The organism is Rhodobacter sp. JA431, from assembly GCF_900217725.1.
Classification (GTDB): domain Bacteria; phylum Pseudomonadota; class Alphaproteobacteria; order Rhodobacterales; family Rhodobacteraceae; genus Rhodobacter; species Rhodobacter aestuarii.
On sequence record NZ_OBMP01000003.1, the window covers coordinates 140,870 to 159,718 of the forward strand.

Here is an 18,849-nt window from a genome sequence, read left to right on the forward strand (position 1 = left end):
AAAGCAATGACAGGCAGGTTTTCATGACCGACACGGTTCTCTCCCTTGATGATGCGCGGCTGACTTTGGCCGGAAACGCAGGCCCCGTAGAGATTTTGCGCGGGATCACGCTTTCGGTCGCTAAGGGGGAAAGCGTGGGGCTGGTGGGGCCGTCTGGCTCGGGCAAGTCGTCGCTCCTGATGTTGATGGGCGGGCTGGAACGCGCCACCGGGGGCAAGGTCACCGCTTTGGGGCAGGATCTGACCGCGATGGGCGAAGATGATCTGGCCCGCTTCCGCAGAGGGAATATGGGGATTGTGTTTCAATCTTTCCACCTTGTCCCCACAATGACCGCGCTCGAAAACGTTGCCCTGCCTTTGGAAATTGCGGGCCAGCCGGATGCGCAGTCCCGCGCGATGGCGGAATTGGATCGGGTGGGGCTTGGGCATCGCCACCACCATTACCCGTCTGAAATGTCGGGCGGCGAACAACAGCGCGTGGCTTTGGCGCGTGCCGTGGCTCCGCGCCCAGCGATTCTGCTCGCCGATGAGCCGACGGGGAATTTGGACGCCAAGAACGGCGCCGCGATCATTGAGCTTTTGTTTGATCTGCAAGCGCAAACCGGGGCCACGCTGGTGCTGGTTACCCATGCTGCCGATCTGGCGGAGCGTTGCGGGCGCTTGGTGCGGCTTGCCGATGGGGTGCTAGAATGAGCCTCGCGGTTCGGATTGCGCGTGCCGAATTGCGCGGGGGGCTGCGCGGCTTTCGCATTTTCCTCTTGTGTCTGATGCTGGGCGTCGCCGCGATCACCGCCGTGGGTGAGGTACGCGAGGCGATTAAGGCGGGCCTCGCCGCCGAAGGCTCCACCATGCTCGGTGGTCAGGCAGAGATGGAATTCACCTATCGCCGCGCTACGCCTGAAGAACGCGACTGGATCGTGGCTAATGCGCGTGCCTTTTCCGAAGTGGTCGAAATGCGCTCCATGGCGGCGCTGGAAGACGGCTCTGAAACCGCGCTGACGCAGTTGAAAGCGGTGGATGGCGCGTGGCCGCTTTTGGGGCAGGCGCAGCTTGACCCGCCCGTGGGCGTCGCGGCTTTGGCGGGGCAGGGCGGTGTGCCCGGTGCCTTCCTCGACCCGGTTTTGGCAGACCGTTTGGGGTTGCAACCGGGGGATACGTTCAAAATTGGCGGTGAAAGTTTCGTTTTGATGGCGCGACTGGTCCGCGAGCCCGATGCCGCCAGCGCGGGCATGGCCTTTGGCGCACGCTCGGTTGTGGCGCTTTCGTCGCTGGAGGGCACGCCGCTTTTGGCCCCCGGCACGCTTTATGAAACGAAATACCGGGTGCTTTTGCCCGAGGGCACGAGCTTAAGCGCCCTAAGTCGCGCGGCGGAGGACCGCTTTGCGGGCGCGGGCATGAAATGGGCCGATGAGACCCGCGCGGCCCCCTCGATCGAGCGGTTCACCGACCGGCTCAGTTCGTTCCTTGTGCTTGTGGGGCTGGCGGGGCTGGCTGTCGGCGGTGTGGGCATTTCGGCCACCGTGCAGGCGTGGATTGCGCGCAAGGCTGCGACCATCGCCACTTTGCGCGCACTTGGCGCCTCGGGCACGACGATCCGGGGCGCTTTCCTGATACAGCTTGCGGTGCTGACCACTGTGGGCGTGGCGGCGGGGCTTGCCTTGGGCGGCGGCGCTGTTTTTGCCGCGCGGGGGCTGATTGCCGATGCAATGCCGGTGCCGGTGGAGGTCAGCCTTTCTGCTCGCCCGCTATACGAGGCGGCGATCTATGGCGCGCTGACGGCGGGGATCTTTGCGCTGTGGCCTTTGGCGCGGCTCTCTGAATTGCGCGCGGCCACGCTTTACCGCGAGGCAGAGAAACCGCGTCGTGGCCTGCCGCCGCTCGGGTTCTTGGCGATCATTGCCGGGCTGACGGCGGCTTTGGTCTTGGCGGCGGTGCTGTTTTCGGGCCTGCCCACGCTGACGCTTGTGACCCTTGGCGGGGTGGCGGGCGCGCTGGTGTTGCTGGCCCTTGCGGCGATGGGTATTCGCGCGCTCGCGCGCCGCTTTGCCCCGCGCACATCACGCCGCCCGGCACTGCATGCGGCGTTGGCGGCCATTGGCGCGCCAAGGTCAGAGGCGACCGCGGTGATTTTGGCGCTTGGGCTGGGGCTCACGGTGCTTTCCGCCGTGGCGCAGGTGCAAAGCGGGCTGCGTGGGGCGATTGCGCAAGAACTGCCGCAACAGGCCCCTGCCTTCTTCCTGCTCGACATCCCGCCGCCCGAGCGTGCGGCGCTGGTGGACCGGCTGATGGCGCAAGAGGGCGTGAGCCGGATTGATACCGTGCCGATGCTGCGCGGCATCGTGACCGAGATCAACGGGCAAAACGCGCGCGAGGTGGCGGGCGAACATTGGGTGCTGCGCGGTGACCGGGGCGTGACCTTTGCCGAAACCCCGCGCGAAGAGCTGACCGCAGGCGAATGGTGGCCCGAGGGCTATACCGGCCCGCCGCTGGTGTCTGTCTCGCAAGAAGAGGCGACGGAACTCGGCTTAAAGCTGGGCGATAAGCTGACGGTGAACATTTTGGGCCGCGATATCGTCGCTGAGATTACCTCGTTTCGGAACGTAGATTTCTCGACCATGGGGATTGGCTTTGTGCTGACCTTTGATGCGGCCACGCTTTCAAGCGCGCCGCATACCGACCTTGCCACCGTCTATGCGCCGCCAGAAACGGAAGCCGGGCTGTTGCGGTTGATGGCGCAAGAATTTCCGACCGTGACCGCCGTGCCGGTGCGCGAGGCGCTGAGCCGGGTGAGCGAGGCTTTGGGCTCGATTGCGACTGCGGTGGGCTTGGCGGCGTCCGTCACGCTGGTGACGGGCTTTGCGGTGCTTCTAGGCGCGGCCGCTTCGGGCGAAGAGGCGCGCGCGCGCGAAGCGGCGCTTCTCAAAACGCTTGGCGCCACGCGCGGGCTGATTTTGCGCTCATTTGCTTTGCGGGCAGCGCTGATGGGCGCGGCGGCGGGGATCATCGCTGTGGGTGTGGGCGCGCTGGCTGGTTGGGCGGTGCTGGTGTTGGTGATGGAGAGCAGCTTCCGCTTTGATGCGCTCGCCGCCCTGTTGGTGGTTGCGGGCGGCATGGCGGCGGTTTTGCTGGCCGGAACGCTGTTCGCGCTGCGCCCCTTGTCGGCGCGGCCCGCGCGGGTGTTGCGCGCGCAGGAATAAGGGGTAGGGGGCGTATCGCGCGCCCCCACTTACTCAGGTGCGTAGCCCGGTTTCGTACAAGATCCCGCGCCGCTTAGCCTCATAATAATAGCCGCGCGCGTACCACATGACGGCGGTTTGCTCGTCGCCATCGGCACACATCCACGCCCCGCGCAGATATTTCACACCGTATTTCAGGTTGGTATCGGCATCGAGAAGCGCCATCGCCTCGCCCTCAAACCCCATCCCGCGTGCGGTTTGCGGCAAGATCTGCATCAGCCCGTAATAGGGGCCATTGCGCGCCGCGGCGTTATAATCGCTTTCACGCTGAACGACGCGGTGCACGAGCGAGCGCGGCACGCCATAATGATCCGCCCAATGGTTGATCTTGGCGCGCAGCGCGGGCGTTTCGCCGGGGTAAAGATTGAGAAGGTCAGCGCGCGGAGATTTGGTGGATTCCCGTCCCGCACCACAGGCGGAAAGGGCGCCAAGGGCGGTCATCCCAAGAAGAAGCGAGCGGCGCGTTACCATGAAGCCTCCAAAATCGTGACGCATGATCACGTGATCATTTCAATCGTGATACGCGCGTGAAGGCTTTCGGGCGAGCAAAAATCAAGGCCGGGGCGTGGCGATGCGCGGAGCTTTGCCGATCAACTGGCGGCGCGGCGCAACCGCAGCGCATTGGTGACCACGAAAACGGAGGACAAAGACATCGCCCCCGCAGCCAGCATGGGGGAAAGCCCCGGCCCGCCAAAAGGCACCAAAACGCCCATCGCCACAGGGATTAGCGCGGTGTTATAGGCAAACGCCCAGAACAGGTTTTGCTTGATATTGCGCATCACCGCGCGTGAAAGCGTGACCGCACGGGCCGCGCCGCGCGGGTCGGCCCCGGTGATCACCACCTCGGCCGCTTCAATCGCGACATCTGTGCCCGACCCGAGCGCGAGCCCGACATCGGCGGCGGCGAGCGCGGGGGCATCATTGATGCCATCGCCCACAAAAGCGACCGCGCCTTTGGTTTTGAGGGCCGTGACGGCGTCCACCTTGCCTGCGGGCAGCACTTCGGCGGTGACGCGATCAATGCCGAGATCGCGCGCGACCGCTTGCGCCGTGGCCTGCGCATCCCCCGAGATCATTGCCACTTGGAGGTTTTGCGCCTTGAGCGTGCTCACCGCCTCGGCGGCGTGATCTTTGGGCGGGTCAGACAGGGCGAGCACCCCGATAGGTTGGCCATCAAGTGCGACCAAAACCGGGGTTTTGCCTGCGCTGGCAAAGTTGTCTGCGGCGGGGGCGAGTGGGGCCGTTTCAACGCCTGCCTCAGTCAGTGCCGCCCGATTGCCGAGCAAAATCTGCTGCCCCTCGACTTCAGCGGAAAGCCCGCGCCCCGGTGTGGCGGTGACTTTGCGCGCACGGGCGGGGGCGAGGCCGCGGGCTTTGGCGGCCTCCACAATCGCATGGGCGAGCGGGTGTTCCGATCGCGCCTCGGCCCCAGCCGCAAGGCGGAGCAGATCATCTTCGCTCATATCGGTGGCCAGATGGAGCCCGGTGAGTTCGGGCCGCCCTTCGGTCAGCGTGCCGGTTTTGTCAAAGGCGACCGTCTTCACTTCGGCCAAGCGTTGCAGCGCATCGCCGCGCCGGAACAAAAGCCCAAGTTCCGCACCGCGCCCGGTGCCAACCAAGATCGAGACCGGGGTGGCGAGCCCCATCGCGCAGGGGCAGGCGATGATCATCACGGAAATCGCAGCGACCAATGATGCCGCAAAGCTTTGGCCTGCGGCGAACCAAATCAGGAAGGTGAGGGTGGAAAGCGCCATCACTACGGGCACGAAGACGCGAGTGACTTTATCGACCAGTGCCTGCACGGGGAGCTTTTGCCCCTGCGCTTCTTCCACCAAGGCGATGATGCGCGACAGCACCGTATCGCCCCCAGTGGCGGTAACGCGGAAAGAAAGCGCCGCCGTGCCGTTGACCGTGCCGCCCGTGACGGGGCTGCCCGGCACTTTTTCAACCGGCACGGGTTCGCCCGTCAGCATGCTTTCATCAATAAAGCCGGTGCCTTCGGTCACAATACCATCCACGGCGATGCGTTCGCCCGGCGCCAAAAGCACAATATCGCCGGGGGCGAGTTCTTCGACCGGGAGCGAGATCGTGGTGCCATCCCGCTCCACACGGGCGCTGCTGGGGCGCAGCGCGACCAGCCGCGAAATCGCTGCCCCGGCTTGGCCTTTGGCGCGCGCCTCAAGCCAGCGGCCAAGCAAGATGAGCGTAACGATCACCGCTGCCGCTTCAAAATACACATCCAGCGTGCCGGGGGGCAAAAGGCCCGGCGCAAGCACGACGACGGCAGAATAAAGATAGGCGGCCAGCGCCCCAAGCGCGACAAGCGAGTTCATCTCGGGCGCAAGGCGCAGCAGCGCGGGGAGGCCAAGGCGCAAAAACACACGTCCCGGGAAGGCCAGCACCAGTGTGGTGAAGAAGAATTGGATATTTTGCATCCAATCCTCGCCCATCGCGCGGGCCAAAATGTGATGCAGCGGCGGGTAGAGATGCGGTCCCATCGCCAAAAAGAAGACCGGGGCGGTGAGGATGGCGGAGAGGAGGAATTGGCTCTTTAGTTTGGCGGCTTCCTGCGCTTGACGTTCTGCCATCGGCGCGGCGGGCATGGCTTCGGTGATGGTGCGGGCTGGGTAGCCCGCTTCTGTTACCACTTGCGCCAGTTCCGATGGTGCAATCGCGCCTTGGGCATAGGTCACCGTCGCGGTTTGTGTGGCCAAATTGACGGCGGCAGATAATACGCCGGGGGTTTCGGCCAATGCACGTTCCACCCGGCCCGCGCAACTTGCGCAACTCATGCCCTCAACAGCCAATTTCGTTTCAGCCTCAGCCACCGGGTAGCCGGCTTTTGCCAAGGCTTGCGTTAGCCCGGCAGCAGTGGCGGGTGTATCAAACTCCACTCGCACCGAGCGCGCGACAAGGTTTGCTGCGGCGCTGTGCACGCCCGGTTCTGCGGCAAGCGCGCGCTCCACCCGGCCCGTGCAGGCGCCGCAATGCATCCCCTCAACGATGAATTTCGTGCTGGCCATACCGATCCCCTTTGCCTTTCACTTGCGGCCGGGCCCGCAGAGGTCAAGTAGTGAATACATTCTGCAACTTGAATTTGAGCATGGTGAATGCTAGCTGAAGGTAAGCATTCATTCCAACCGGAGCCTTCCCATGACCCTTGATCGTGCCGTTCTTGTCTTCGCCGGCATCATGGTTCTTGTCAGCGTGATCCTGACCTGGACCGTGTCCACCTACTTCCTGTGGTTCACCGTTTTTATCGGTGTGAACCTGATCCAATCCGCCTTCACCGGCTTTTGTCCCGCCGCGATGGTGCTGGGCAAGCTCGGCTTCAAAACCGGCTGTGCGTTTGAGGCGAAATAATCTGCCTTTCCGGACGCAGTCGCACACAAAGGCAAGGGCGGGAAGATCCCGCCCTTTTCATTTTTGATGTGAGGTGGCTCAGGCGGCGTGATCAAGCTTTTGGGCCTGCACGAAAATCTCACGCAGTTTGGCTTCATCGGTCGAACTCAGATTGGTGCGCAGCACCGTGCCGCCAAAATCGGCCAGATGGGTGATCACCCGGTCAGAGGTCAGATTGCGCGCCATCATAAAAAGCGCGGCCCGGCCCGGGGCGAGCGTGGCGGCGATGTCTTTCATGAAATCATCGCGGATCCCGTAATCGGTGAGCGCCCCGGCCGCAGCCCCAGCCGCCCCGCCAATCACGATCCCAAAGAGCGGGTTGAGGAAGATCGCGCCGATCAACAGTCCCCAAAAAGAGCCTGACATCGCGCCAAGCGCCCAAGGGTTAACCATCTGGCGCAGATGCACTTTGCCGTTTTCATCAGCCACGGCAATCACCGCATCGCCCACATCTGCATAATAGTCGTTTGACAGTTCAAAGAGTTTTTTGCGGGCGGCTTCGGCGGTGTCTACATCGTCATAGCCGATCACGATCAGTTCGGACATCTCTGTCTCCTTTGCGTCTGGCGTTTCGCTCGCGCCCGCCCCGGGCCCCTTGGCATGCGACCCGAGGCGGGTTTGAAAGAGAAACGATGCACATCTGCAAAGGTTCCTTTGGCCGCTATCACAGTGGCGTGTGAGGGGCGCCGTGACGCGAATGGGGCCGCGCCAGTTTGCGCGATGGACAGGATTTCACGCCTGAGCGACAAGAGTCGCAACGCGTTTCAGGGAGGAGTTTTCGGGATGTATGGCAAATATTTGCTGGGCGGCACCGCTCTGGTCGGTGTGGTGGCTTGGGGCGTTTGGTGGGCGCAAACCCCGCATGCGAGCGGCCCCGGTGCACAAGCATTGCAAACGCAGATTCAAGCCGCCCTTGGCCCGGCAGGCCCTGCGGTGGTGGTGACCCCGGCTTTTGACCACTACGTTTTGAAAATTGATCTGGCGCGGGTGCTGCCCGCCAAAACTGACGCAGCACCGGTCCCCTTTGCGATTTCTGCCTATGAGCTTGATCTAATGCCGCTGGGCGAGGGGCAATGGCAGGTCTCCAGCGCGCCGCAAGATGTGACGATGCAGACGAACATGGTGATCCCGGGGCAGCCTGAAGGGGCTGTGACGGATTATGTCTTCAAAGGGGTCACGTTCAACGGCACCTATGATGAGACGCTGCGCTTCATGCGGGGCTGGCAGACGGCCTATGCCAGCGTCAACATGCGTCAAGTGCAGACGCTCGTCAGCCCGCGTGGGCAAACAAACAAAATGGAAGTGACGGCGGTTCTTTCAGATTATCGCGCGCAAACGCAGGTGAGCGAGGGGCCAAATGGGCTTGATCTGACCGGTCAGGCGCGCGTTGGCTCGTTGTCTGAGAGTTTTGCAATGCCATCGAGGTCCTTCGGAGAGCCGGTTCCCGTCGTTCTGGAAATGGCGGGGCTGAGCGGCACGACCCATATTGAAGGGCTGCGCTGGAACACGCTTTTGCCGGTGTTGAACAAGTTGCAGGCGCTTTATGCCGAAGGCAAAGACCTTGAGAGCGAACAGCAAGCGCTGGCAGCGCTGATGTTGCCAGCCCTTCCGGTGCTGGATCAGGCCGCCACGAAGGCGGATTTCTCGACACTTTCCTTGAAGGTTCAAGATACCAGCGTCAAAGCTGATTCCGGGACGTTTGAGGTCGAGTTCTCCACCGCCGGGGAGGGGCTACGCGAAGCGTTTGAGGTGACGGGGGTGAGCGTGCCCGCAGGCGTGGTGCCGGACTGGGCCACCGCTTTGATGCCGCAAACGGTGCGGCTCGATTTCGGGTTAGAAGGCTTTGACCTTATCGGGGCGGCGAAGCTTGCCTTGGAAGATTTGGCCGCTGGCGGCACGGGCGACGTGCCTAATCCGCAAATGGGAGCGGCGATGCTGCCAGATGGGACCATGACCTTGCGGCTTAACCCGAGCCGCGTCACGGGCGCGGATTATGCTTTGAATGCCAACGTCATGGCGCAGGTTGATGTGGAAAAGAATGCTCCGCAGGCTTTGGAGGCGGTGATTTCGCTTTCTGGCATGGATGCCATTCTGACCGCGATGCAACAAGGCCCCGCCGATGTGCAGCAAGGCGCGATGGGCTTGATGGCTATGCGCGGTTTGGCCAAGGGCGCGCCCGACGGCAGCCTGAAATGGGATATTGGCCTTGGCGAAGATGGCGTGCCGACCGTGAATGGCATGTCGATGGGGGCTTTGGGGGGTATGATGCCGTAAAGCGCCCCTAGCACTCGGGCGGAAGCCTGCGAGGGCGGGCCAAACACATTTCGGGCGGGACCGTCACCAGATCGGTGCTGCCCGGCTTGTCGAGCAATTCCCAAGCGGTGCGGACCAGTTCAAGGTGGCGCTGGCGCACCATATGCACGGGCAGTCGCAACAGCGCGCCATAAGGTTCGTAATCGAAGCACCCCAGGCTGAACGCACCCAATTCGATCTCTGGGCGTTGCGACAAGAACCGCAAAACCTCTTCAAAGACATTGATCGAATTGGCAAAAAGCCCCGCAGGCAGGCCGCCAAGGCGCGCGTAAAGTGCTTGTATTTCGGTTTGCGCGACCTCGGGCTCATAGCCGCAGGCAATCACTTGATCCGCGTCACATTTGCCAAAATGCGCGGTGATCTCCGATTGGAACCCGGCAATTCGGCGCGAGGAGGCATGTAAACGCGCATCGCCACCCAGCAGATAAACCTTCTCGCGGCCAGTGCCCTCAAGCGCAGGGGAGTGGGGGGCGAGCGTGTCGATGATCGCTTCGGTCAACTGCCGCGCGCCAGTTTCATTGTCGGTGATCACCGAGGGCGCGCCGGGGCAGGGCTGGTCAATGAACACATGGGGCAATTGTGCGGCGCGGCAGATATCTGAGATTTGGCCCGGATCGGCAGCGCCTGCCACAAAGAGCGCATCGATCGAATAGCCCATCAGGTCGCGCACGGTGGAAAGCTCTTCTTCCGGTTTGCGCGCGGTGGCGATGATCACCGGGCATTGGCTGCGGGCGCGCGCCTCCACGGTGAAGCTTTGCGAGAGATCCGAAAAGAAGCGGTTGCTGTGTTCGGGCAAGATCAGCCCCACCAACCCAGAGCGTGCTGTGCGCAGCCCCCGCGCCTGCAAATTCACCGAATAGCCCATCTCGCGTGCAAGCGCGATGATGCGCTGCGCGGTCTCTTCTTTGATGCGGCGGGCTTTCCATGTACCATTCAGCGCGGCGCTCACGGTGGAGGCCGAGGTGCCGATGCGCATAGCGATGTCATGAATGGTATGTTTTTGGGTTGGTTTCATTGCTGGGTCCGGGACTGTCGCCTTGACAGGATGAGACCGAATCGACTTAATATGCAACAACGATTGTGCAGGCGTTGGATGTGACGCTTCGTAAAGTCAATTACGCCCGTGAGCTGGTTTGGAGGCTGGCCTAGGGCGTTTTTTCGGAGCCTTTGCGCAATCGTTTGCACAGCGACCGAGCCCCGCGGTTCGGGGAAGTCAGAGTCGGGTGGATGAGCCCGAGGGAGGAACAGATGAAGAAGCTTCTCGCCTGCGCCAGCGCAGTGGCGTTTTCGGCAGTATTTGCCACCGCAGCCAGCGCCACCGAAATTGGTGTGGTGGTGAAGATCGGCGGTATTCCGTGGTTCAACGCGATGGAAGATGGCATCAAACGCCAAGCCGAAGCTTTGGGCGTGGACGCCGAAATGATTGGTCCGACCTCGGCGGATCCGGCGCTGCAAGTGCAAGCCATTGAAGACCTGATCGCCAAAGGCGTTGACGTGATCGGTGTTGTGCCGAACGACGAAAAAGCGCTTGAGCCGGTGCTGAAAAAAGCCCGCGACGCTGGCATCATCGTCATCGCGCATGAAGGTCCCGGCCTTGAAAACGTTGATTGGGATTTTGAACTCGCCTCGGCGCAAGGTTTTGGCGAAGCCCATGCCAAACTTCTGTCTGAAAAAATCGAAGGCCCCGGCAAATATGCGGTATACGTGGGTTCGCTCACCGTGCCGCTGCACAATGCTTGGGCGGATGCCGCGATTGCTTGGTTGACCGAAAACCGCCCCGATCTGGAGCCGGTGGGGGACCGCTACGGCGTGGCTGAAAACGTCGATGAAAGCCGCAAAACCGCGCTCGACCTGATGGCCGCAAACCCGGATCTGAAAGGCTTCCTGGGCTTTGGGTCGCAAGGGCCGATCGGCGCGGGCCGCGCGATCGACGAGCGTAAAATGTCGGGCAAAGTCTTCGTTGTGGGCCCGTTCTCGCCCGGCCAAGGCGCGCGGATGGTGCACCAAGGCGTGCTGACCGGCGGCTATATGTGGAACCCGGCGCAAGCGGGTGAGGTCTTCGTGACGCTTGGCAAGATGCTGGCCGATGGCGAAGAAATCACCGATGGCATGGATATTCCGGGCCTTGGTGTGGTGCATCCCGATTTTGAAGGGCGTGACATCATCACCGATAACCTGCTGGAACTGAACGACAGCTCTGTCGACGATCTTGCGGACAAGGGGCTCTAAGCTCGGGCTTAGCCAATCATCCAGGAAAGCCGCGGGCGTGCAAAGCTGCGCCCGCGGCCTCATGGCGGGACGAAAACAATGACAAGCGGCAGTGACGGCTTCGCACTTCGGCTCAAGGGCATCACCAAGATCTTCGGCGGGGTGAAGGCCCTTGATGCGGTCGATTTTGAGGTGCGCGCGGGCGAGGTGCATTGCCTTGCGGGCGAAAACGGATGCGGGAAATCCACCCTGATCAAGGTGGTGACCGGCGTCTATACACCCGAAAGCGCAGAGGAAATCAGCCTTTTCGGCGAGGCTGTGGGCACCATTACCCCGGTCAAGGCGCGTGCCAAGGGCGTGTCGGTGATCTGGCAGGATTTGGCGCTTTTTCCCAATATGTCGGTGGCGGAAAATATCGCCTTCGACACGCTTGTCGGCGCGCGCCCGCGCGGCGTGCCATTTGCAAAAATGAAGGCCGCCGCCGCAGAGGTGTTGGCGCGGTTGGGCGTGACGCTCGATTTGGATGCGCCGCTCGAAACCCTGCCGATTGCGCAGCGGCAGGTGGTCGCGATTGCGCGCGCGCTTTTGAATGATGCGCGGCTGATTTTCATGGACGAGCCCACCGCCTCGCTGACGCAATCGGAAACGGATCGCTTGCTGGAAATCGTGCGTAAGCTTTCTGCCGATGGTGTGGCCGTGGTCTTTGTGAGCCACCGTCTGGCAGAGGTGCTGGATATTTCCTCCCGCGTGACCGTATTGCGCGATGGCAAGTTGGTGGGCGTTTACCCGACCGAGGGGATGACCCAAGCCCGCTTGGGCGAGTTGATGACGGGGCATTTGCTGGAAAGCAATGTCTGGGCGCGCGATGTCTCTGGCCCGGTGGTGTTTGAGGCCAAGGGGCTGAGTGTGCCCGGCCAGTTTGAGAACATTGATCTGACGATCCGCGCTGGCGAGGTGGTCGGCCTGACTGGCCTCATCGGGGCAGGGCGCACCGAACTCGCCCATGCGATGATTGGCATGACCCGCGCTCAAGGCACAATGCGCCTGATGGGCAAGCCCTATACCCCCGGTTCGTTGCGCGATGCGATTGCGCAGGGGTTGGCCTATGTGTCGGAAGACCGACTGTCGCTTGGGCTTTTGCAAAAGCAGTCGATTGCCGACAATGCGGCGATTTCGGTACTGCCGAAGCTGCTTGATCAGTTTGGCCTGATTTCGCCCGCCAAGAAGCAAGCACTGATCCTCGATTGGGTCAAACGGCTGGGGATTAAGATCGGCGCACCGGAAAACCCGATTGCGACGCTTTCGGGCGGCAACCAGCAAAAGGTCGTGCTGGCAAAATGGCTGGCCACCGAACCGAAGCTGCTTATCCTTGATAGCCCCACGGTGGGCGTGGATGTGGGCGCGCGGGCGGGCATCTTCCGCATTGTGCGCGACTTGGCCGATCAGGGGCTGGCGATCTTGCTGATCTCGGATGAAGCCTCTGAGGTGCTTTATAACGCGGACCGCGTTTTGCACATGGCCGAGGGGCGCATTCGCGAAAGCTTCGATCCGCGTCAGACCACCATTCAAGCGCTGGAGGCGGCAATCTATGCGTAAGCTCATGAAAAACCGCCAGATCGAGACGCGCATCTTCATCGCGCTCGCAGCGATCTGTATCTTCCTTAGCCTTGCAACGGATACGTTTCTGACCTCGGCCAACCTGACCTCGCTGTTGAACAACTCCTCGGTCAACTTGATCTGGGCGGTGGGGCTTTTGGTGGTGCTGATCGCGGGCGGGATCGACATTTCCTTCGCGGTGGCCACCTCGGTCGTGCAATACGTCGCCGCCAAAATCCTGATTGGGATGGGCGGCGGCAACTGGGTGCTGGGCTTCATCGTTTGTGGCGGTGTGGGGATCATGCTGGGCCTGATCAACGCCGCGTTGATCCACGGGTTCCGGATCATTTCGATCGTTGTCACCATTGCGACCTTCAACGCCTTCTTTGGGCTGTTGATGTTCTTCACCCGAGGTCGGTCGATCTACAACCTGCCCGATTGGTGGATTGAGCGGATTCCGCTTTACGAACACCAAGCCGCCGATGGCACGTGGTCTCAGTTGATGATGCCCGTTGCGGTGATGGTCGTCTGTGTCATTGCCACATGGTTCCTCATTCAACGCACCAACCTTGGCCGCCAAATCTACGCCTTTGGCGACAACCCAGAGGGGGCGCGGCGCGCTGGTGTGAACTTGGCGCTGATGCAGGGGCTTGCCTTTGGCTGGTGCGGGATGATGGCCGGGATCGCCGCCTTGATGCAGGTGAATATCGTGCAAGAAGTGGTGCCGAACGCGCTTTATGGCCGAGAGCTTGACGTGCTGGCCGCCACCGTTTTGGGCGGCGCGCGGCTTGGCGGAGGCAAGGGCACGGTTCTGGGCGCAGTGCTCGGCGTGATGTTTGTGGCTGTGACACAAAACGGGCTCAACTTGCTCGGTATCTCGCCCTTCGCCTTCAAGATGATCATCGGCGCCGCGATCTTGATCGCGATCTCCACCTCCAACATGAACCTTGGCGGCTTGTTCGCCACCCGCAAGGAGGGCGCGAAATGAGCGCGTTCATCACCCGTTTGCGCAATGCCTTGGGGCGCGAGACCTTTGGCCTGCTGATCTTGCTCGCGGTTATGGTCACGGCCTTCAGCCTTGCCTCGCCCAAGTTCCTGACCGCTGCCAACTTTGGCTCGATGGGCTATCAGGCCCCGCTGCTGGGCCTTCTAACACTGGCAATGCTGGGGCCGATGATCTCTGGCGGGATCAATTTGGCGATCATCTTTCTGGCCAATATCTCGGGCCTGACCTTTGCATGGGTCATGCTGCAATTTGGCGGCGCGGAGGCGGGGTTGCCAGCGATCCTTTTGGGGGCCGTGGCGGCGATGGCCGTTGGCGCAGCGGCCGGCGCACTTGAAGGCGCGGTGATTGCTTTTGTCGGCGCGCACCCGATCCTTGTGTCGCTTGCGATGATGATCTTCCTGCGTGGCTTGGGCGAGTTTTTGACCAAGGGCGGCGATATTTCGGGCTTTCCCGATGTCGTCGGCGCGCTCGGGCATGGGGCGATTTTCGGTTTCCCGCTTCCGCTGCTTTTGTTCTTGATGGTGGCATTGGTCTGGCATGTGCTCTTCTCGCGGTCGCGCCACGGTTTTGCGACCTATATGGTCGGCTCCAACATCCGTGCGGCGGAATATTCGGGCCTGCCCACCAAGCGCACTCTGATCACCATCTATGCGCTCTCGGGTCTTGTCTGCGCGATTGCCGGGATTTTGATGCTGGCCCGCTTCAACTCGGTCCGCGTCGGTCATGGCGAAGCGATGCTTCTTGTGACGGTTTTGGCGATTTTCCTTGGCGGCATTGACCCCTTTGGTGGGCATGGCCGCGTGGCGCCGGTGATCTTGTCGATCTTGATCCTTCAGATCCTCTCATCTGGTCTGAACCTGATCGGCGCCAACCAACATCTTGCGACCGCGGTTTGGGGGCTGTTCCTCATCGCCGTGATGATCCTGCGTTCGGGCAGGCTGGCCGCCCTCATACCCTTCAGAAAGGACTGACACCATGGAAGGATTCGGTGTTCACACCAGCATGTGGACGATGAACTGGGACCACGAAGGCGCCGAGCGCGCCGTGGCAGGGGCGCTGAAATACGGCGTCGATTTCATCGAAATCCCGATGCTGCAACCCGCCACGATTGATACGGCGCATACCGCTGGCCTTTTAGAAAAATCGGGCCTGCGCGCGGTGTGTTCGCTTGGTTTGCCCGAAGAATGCTGGGCCTCGAACCACCCGGAAAAGGCGATTGATTACCTGCAACTTGCGCTCGACAAAACCAAAGCCTGCGGGGCAGAGGCGCTTTCGGGCGTGACCTACGGCGGCATTGGTCAACGCACCGGCCTGCCCGGCACGGCGGAAGAATATGACAATGTCGCCCGCGTGCTGGAAGCGGGTGCGGCTCATGCCAAGAAAATTGGCCTTTTGTTCGGGATCGAGCCGGTCAACCGCTACGAAAACCACCTGATCAACACGGGTTGGCAAGCGCGTGACATGATCCACAAAGTGGGCGCGGATAACATCTTCATCCACCTCGATACCTATCACATGAACATCGAGGAAAAGGGCGCGGGCAACGGCATTTTGGACGCGCGCGAGTTCCTGAAATACATCCACCTGTCGGAAAGCGACCGTGGCACGCCGGGCGAAGGCACCTGCGATTGGGATGAGATTTACGCAACCCTTGCCGCCATTGGCTTCAAGGGCGGTTTGGCGATGGAAAGCTTCATCAACATGCCGCCCGAAGTGGGCTATGGCCTCTCGGTTTGGCGTCCGGTGGCGGAAAGCCATGATGAGGTGATGTCGAAAGGCCTGCCGTTCCTGAAGAACAAAGCCAAGCAATATCGGCTGATCTGATGGGCGCGCGGGTCGATATGCTCGGCCTTGTGGCGGTGGCGCGCGAGATGCTTGCGCGCCCCGACCGGCAGGTGCTGGCCATTTCCGGCGCGCCGGGCTCTGGCAAATCCACGCTGGTAGACGCGCTCGCGCAGGTGATTGAGGCCGAAAGCCCCGGTGCTTGCGCGATCTTGCCGATGGATGGTTTCCACTACGACGATGCGGTGCTCCATGCCCGCGGCCGTCGCCCGTGGAAAGGCGCGCCCGATACGTTTGATGTGGGCGGGCTGCGTTCCACCTTAGGGCGGCTGCGCGCCCCGGCAGAAGGTGCGGTGGCGGTGCCGGTCTTTGACCGCGATCTGGAAATCTCGCGCGGCTCGGCGCGGATCATTGAGCCCACGGCAAAGCTGATCTTGGCGGAGGGGAATTATCTTCTCTTGCAAGATGATCCTTGGGCCACGCTGCATCCGCTTTTTGATCGCACCGTGATGATTGAGGTCGCCGAAGACGAGCTGCGTCGCCGCTTGCGGGGGCGTTGGGTCGGCTATGGGCTGACCGAGGCCGAAATCGACCATAAGCTTGACGGCAATGACATTCCAAACGGCCACACGGTGCGGGATCGCTCCATTGCGGCTGATTTGATTTTCGTCCCGTAAGCGGGGCGAATGCGGCCGCGTTTTGCGCGGCTTGACGGCAGCGTCGCGGGTCTTCACCCTCCCCTTGACCCGCGACGCCTGTCGCATTGGGAGGATAATATGCGCTACTTCATCGGCATTGACGTTGGCACCGGCAGCGCGCGCGCAGGTGTATTTGACGGTGCGGGCCAGCTTTTGGGCAGCGCGAGCGCCGACATCACCACCTTCCGCCCTGCGCCGGACTTCGCCCAACAAAGCTCGGTTGAGATTTGGGGCGCGGTTTGCACGGCGACCCGCGCCGCCTTGGCGCAATCTGGCGTGGCAGGCGATGCTGTTGCCGGGATTGGTTTTGATGCCACCTGTTCTTTGGTGGTGAGCGGGGCGGGTGGCGCGCCGGTTTCAGTCGACCCGGCAGGCGCGCCCGATCAAGATGTGATCTTGTGGATGGATCACCGCGCGCTTGCCGATGCGGCACAGATCAACGCCATCGGGGGCGCGCCGCTCGCCCATGTGGGGGGACGCATCTCGCCCGAGATGGAACTGCCGAAGCTGCGCTGGCTTAAACGCGAAGCGCCCAAGGCATGGGATCAGGCGCAAGCTTTTTGGGACCTGCCCGATTGGCTGGTGCATCGCGCCACCGGGGCGGCGGTGCGCTCGCTGTGCTCAACCGTGTGCAAATGGACCTATCTTGGCCATCGCGGCGAGGCGGGGGAGGGCTGGGATGATGATTTTCTGGCCGCTATTGGGTTGGCCGAATTCTCTGAGGCCGGGCATGCGGCCATTGGCGCGCAACTCGCCCCGCCCGGTCGTTTGGCAGGGTGCTTGACCGATCAGGCCGCCGCAGAAATGGGTCTTGCGCCGGGTATCGCGGTTTCCACCTCGATGATTGATGCCCATGCGGGCGCTTTGGGCACTTTGGGTGTGGGCGGCGCGGGCTGGGAGCGGCGGCTTGCGGTGATTGCGGGCACCTCAAGCTGCCATATCGCGCTCGACCCCGATCCGCGCTTTGTGCCGGGTGTTTGGGGCCCTTACTTCGGCGCGGTGCTGCCCGGTGTTTGGGCGCTTGAAGGCGGTCAATCTGCGGCGGGCGCGCTGATGGATGCGGTGATCGCGCGCCATGCCGCCGCTGTTCCTTTGGCCGAGCGCGCGAAGGCCGAGGGCAAACGCGTGGCGGCGCTGATTGAAGAGCATCTGGCGAGCATGACGGAAGAAACCGCAACCCTCACCGCCACGCGCCACGTGCAGCCCGATTTCCACGGCAACCGCTCCCCCTTGGCCGAACCGTGGCGCAAAGGCGCTGTGGTTGGGCTGGGGCTGAGCTGTGATCTGGATGATCTTGCGCTGGATTACCTCGCCACGGTGCAGGCGCTCGCCTATGGCACGCGCCAGATCATCGAGGCGATGCGGGCCAAGGGCGCGCAAATCGACACTTTGGTGATGAGTGGTGGGCTCGCCAATAACGCGCTTTTCGTGCGGGAAAACGCCGATGCCACAGGCTGCGCTGTGCTGGTGCCCGAAACCGCCGAGCCGGTGCTTTTGGGCTGTGCGATGCTCGCCGCTGTTGCCGCAGGCTCGCAACCCGATTTGGCTTCTGCGATGGCGGCAATGGCGGGTAGTGGGCAGGTGGTGGCCCCGCGCGGCGGCGACATCGCGCAGTTCCACGCCCGCAAATACCAAGTCTTTGAGCGGATGCAGCAAGACTATGCCGCCTATTGCGACATGATGAAAGGCTGAGGGGATCGCCCCTTTCTTTCCCTTAGGCGCAGGGTCATAAACGTGGCCGGAGGCTCTATGATTATGATCACGCTTGAACATCCGGTGCAGGAGGATTTGGCCCTTTTGCATGCGCGCCACACCGAGGCGATGCATGCCGATACCCCGCCAGAATCGATCCATATGTTGCCCGCCTCCGCTTTGGCGGCAGAAGGCATCTGGTTTTATGTGCTGCGCGAAACGGGCACGCCTTTGGCGATGGGGGCGCTTAAGCGCATTGATGCGGGACATGCGGAGATCAAATCGATGCATGTGTTGCACGAGGCGCGGGGCAGGGGGCTTGCCCGCGCGATGCTCGACCATCTGTTGGCAGAGGCGAGGCGCTTGGGTTTTGCACGACTGAGCCTAGAGACCGGCGCGCAGGAAAGTTTCGCCCCGGCCCGCGCGCTTTACCTTGCCGCTGGTTTCACGGAATGCCCCCCCTTTGAAGGCTACGGCCCCGATCCGATGTCAGTCTTTCTGACCCGCGCGCTTTAGTGCGCCCCGCAAGGCTTGCACCAAGGCTTGCACCGCGCGCGCGCTTAACGCAAAAGGGGGCGGTGCGGCCCCTTAGCTCAGCTGGATAGAGCATCCGCCTTCTAAGCGGACGGCCGAGGGTTCGAATCCTTCAGGGGCCGCCATCCAATCAGAATTTTTGCCAATGCACCATAAGCTTGCACGTTTTGGCGGTTTTCATGCACACCCCATGTCAAGAGGCTTGGGGTGCCGTGTCGAAGGTTTCTTCTAGCACACTGGGATAGAACGGTATTTCATCGTAACCCGTGGTTAGCGGTCACTTTTCACCCTGAGTTTTCAAGAGTGCGACAACCGGCTCAACAGCGTTGCGAAGATAGATCGGTCCGACATCCAAGCCGTTCGGTCGGAACGGCTGGACCCCC

16 protein-coding genes and 1 tRNA gene are annotated in these 18,849 nt (G+C 62.1%); 13 read left to right on the top strand and 4 right to left on the bottom strand.

Going from position 1 to position 18,849, the window contains the following annotated elements; genetic code table 11:
- The first annotated feature begins 23 nt into the window (after window positions 1-23).
- Together CRO18_RS07520 and CRO18_RS07525 are read left to right on the top strand one after the other, a co-directional pair.
- Entirely contained in the window at window positions 24-692 is a 669-nt protein-coding gene (locus CRO18_RS07520) for an ABC transporter ATP-binding protein (protein ID WP_097081906.1), read from the top strand.
- Window positions 689-3,196 carry an ABC transporter permease gene (locus CRO18_RS07525; RefSeq protein ID WP_097081673.1) on the top strand — a complete coding sequence of 836 codons (2,508 nt, stop codon included), beginning with the start codon at window positions 689-691 and terminating at the stop codon, window positions 3,194-3,196. Before CRO18_RS07520 ends, CRO18_RS07525 begins: the two co-directional genes overlap by 4 nt.
- A gap of 33 nt (window positions 3,197-3,229) precedes the next feature.
- Here the strand turns inward: CRO18_RS07525 and CRO18_RS07530 are convergent, their stop codons facing one another.
- On the bottom strand, window positions 3,230-3,706 hold the full coding sequence (locus CRO18_RS07530) for a lytic transglycosylase domain-containing protein (protein WP_097081907.1): 477 nt from the start codon (window positions 3,704-3,706) through the stop codon (window positions 3,230-3,232).
- 119 nt (window positions 3,707-3,825) lie between these two features.
- On the bottom strand, window positions 3,826-6,258 hold the full coding sequence (locus CRO18_RS07535) for a heavy metal translocating P-type ATPase (RefSeq protein WP_097081674.1): 2,433 nt from the start codon (window positions 6,256-6,258) through the stop codon (window positions 3,826-3,828).
- Between the two features lie 130 nt (window positions 6,259-6,388).
- Between CRO18_RS07535 and CRO18_RS07540 the strand changes: the two genes are divergently transcribed.
- A complete protein-coding gene (locus CRO18_RS07540; RefSeq protein WP_076485865.1) occupies window positions 6,389-6,598 on the top strand; it encodes a DUF2892 domain-containing protein in 210 nt (69 codons plus the stop codon).
- A gap of 78 nt (window positions 6,599-6,676) precedes the next feature.
- On the opposite strand, the gene CRO18_RS07545 is transcribed toward CRO18_RS07540, so the two are convergent.
- A complete protein-coding gene (locus CRO18_RS07545) occupies window positions 6,677-7,183 on the bottom strand; it encodes a DUF1269 domain-containing protein (RefSeq protein ID WP_076485866.1) in 507 nt (168 codons plus the stop codon).
- Window positions 7,184-7,420: 237 nt separating this feature from the next.
- Between CRO18_RS07545 and CRO18_RS07550 the strand changes: the two genes are divergently transcribed.
- The gene (locus tag CRO18_RS07550; protein ID WP_097081675.1) at window positions 7,421-8,911 is read left to right on the top strand and encodes a hypothetical protein; all 1,491 of its coding nucleotides are present in this window, start codon (window positions 7,421-7,423) and stop codon (window positions 8,909-8,911) included.
- 7 nt (window positions 8,912-8,918) lie between these two features.
- On the opposite strand, the gene CRO18_RS07555 is transcribed toward CRO18_RS07550, so the two are convergent.
- Window positions 8,919-9,965: a LacI family DNA-binding transcriptional regulator gene (locus tag CRO18_RS07555; protein WP_097081676.1), complete on the bottom strand. Its 1,047-nt coding sequence runs from the start codon at window positions 9,963-9,965 to the stop codon at window positions 8,919-8,921.
- A 233-nt stretch (window positions 9,966-10,198) separates the two neighbouring features.
- Here CRO18_RS07555 and CRO18_RS07560 point away from each other — a divergent pair, with 233 nt between their 5' ends.
- From CRO18_RS07560 to CRO18_RS07600, 9 genes are all read left to right on the top strand, one after another.
- Window positions 10,199-11,179: a substrate-binding domain-containing protein gene (locus tag CRO18_RS07560; protein ID WP_097081677.1), complete on the top strand. Its 981-nt coding sequence runs from the start codon at window positions 10,199-10,201 to the stop codon at window positions 11,177-11,179.
- 78 nt (window positions 11,180-11,257) lie between these two features.
- The gene (locus CRO18_RS07565) at window positions 11,258-12,754 is read left to right on the top strand and encodes a sugar ABC transporter ATP-binding protein (protein WP_097081678.1); all 1,497 of its coding nucleotides are present in this window, start codon (window positions 11,258-11,260) and stop codon (window positions 12,752-12,754) included.
- On the top strand, window positions 12,747-13,742 hold the full coding sequence (locus CRO18_RS07570; RefSeq protein WP_097081679.1) for an ABC transporter permease: 996 nt from the start codon (window positions 12,747-12,749) through the stop codon (window positions 13,740-13,742). Before CRO18_RS07565 ends, CRO18_RS07570 begins: the two co-directional genes overlap by 8 nt.
- Entirely contained in the window at window positions 13,739-14,731 is a 993-nt protein-coding gene (locus CRO18_RS07575) for an ABC transporter permease (RefSeq protein ID WP_097081680.1), read from the top strand. The genes CRO18_RS07570 and CRO18_RS07575 overlap by 4 nt, the downstream gene beginning before the upstream one ends.
- A 4-nt stretch (window positions 14,732-14,735) precedes the next feature.
- Window positions 14,736-15,584, top strand: coding sequence for a sugar phosphate isomerase/epimerase (locus CRO18_RS07580; RefSeq protein ID WP_097081681.1), 849 nt, complete (start codon window positions 14,736-14,738; stop codon window positions 15,582-15,584).
- On the top strand, window positions 15,584-16,219 hold the full coding sequence (locus tag CRO18_RS07585; protein ID WP_097081682.1) for an ATP-binding protein: 636 nt from the start codon (window positions 15,584-15,586) through the stop codon (window positions 16,217-16,219). Before CRO18_RS07580 ends, CRO18_RS07585 begins: the two co-directional genes overlap by 1 nt.
- Window positions 16,220-16,318: 99 nt before the next feature.
- Window positions 16,319-17,932 (top strand): FGGY-family carbohydrate kinase, encoded by a 1,614-nt coding sequence (locus CRO18_RS07590; RefSeq protein ID WP_170952595.1) that lies wholly within the window; start codon window positions 16,319-16,321, stop codon window positions 17,930-17,932.
- Window positions 17,933-17,989: 57 nt separating this feature from the next.
- The gene (locus tag CRO18_RS07595; RefSeq protein WP_097081683.1) at window positions 17,990-18,448 is read left to right on the top strand and encodes a GNAT family N-acetyltransferase; all 459 of its coding nucleotides are present in this window, start codon (window positions 17,990-17,992) and stop codon (window positions 18,446-18,448) included.
- 66 nt (window positions 18,449-18,514) lie between these two features.
- A tRNA-Arg gene (locus CRO18_RS07600) sits at window positions 18,515-18,591 on the top strand.
- Window positions 18,592-18,849 lie beyond the last annotated feature (258 nt).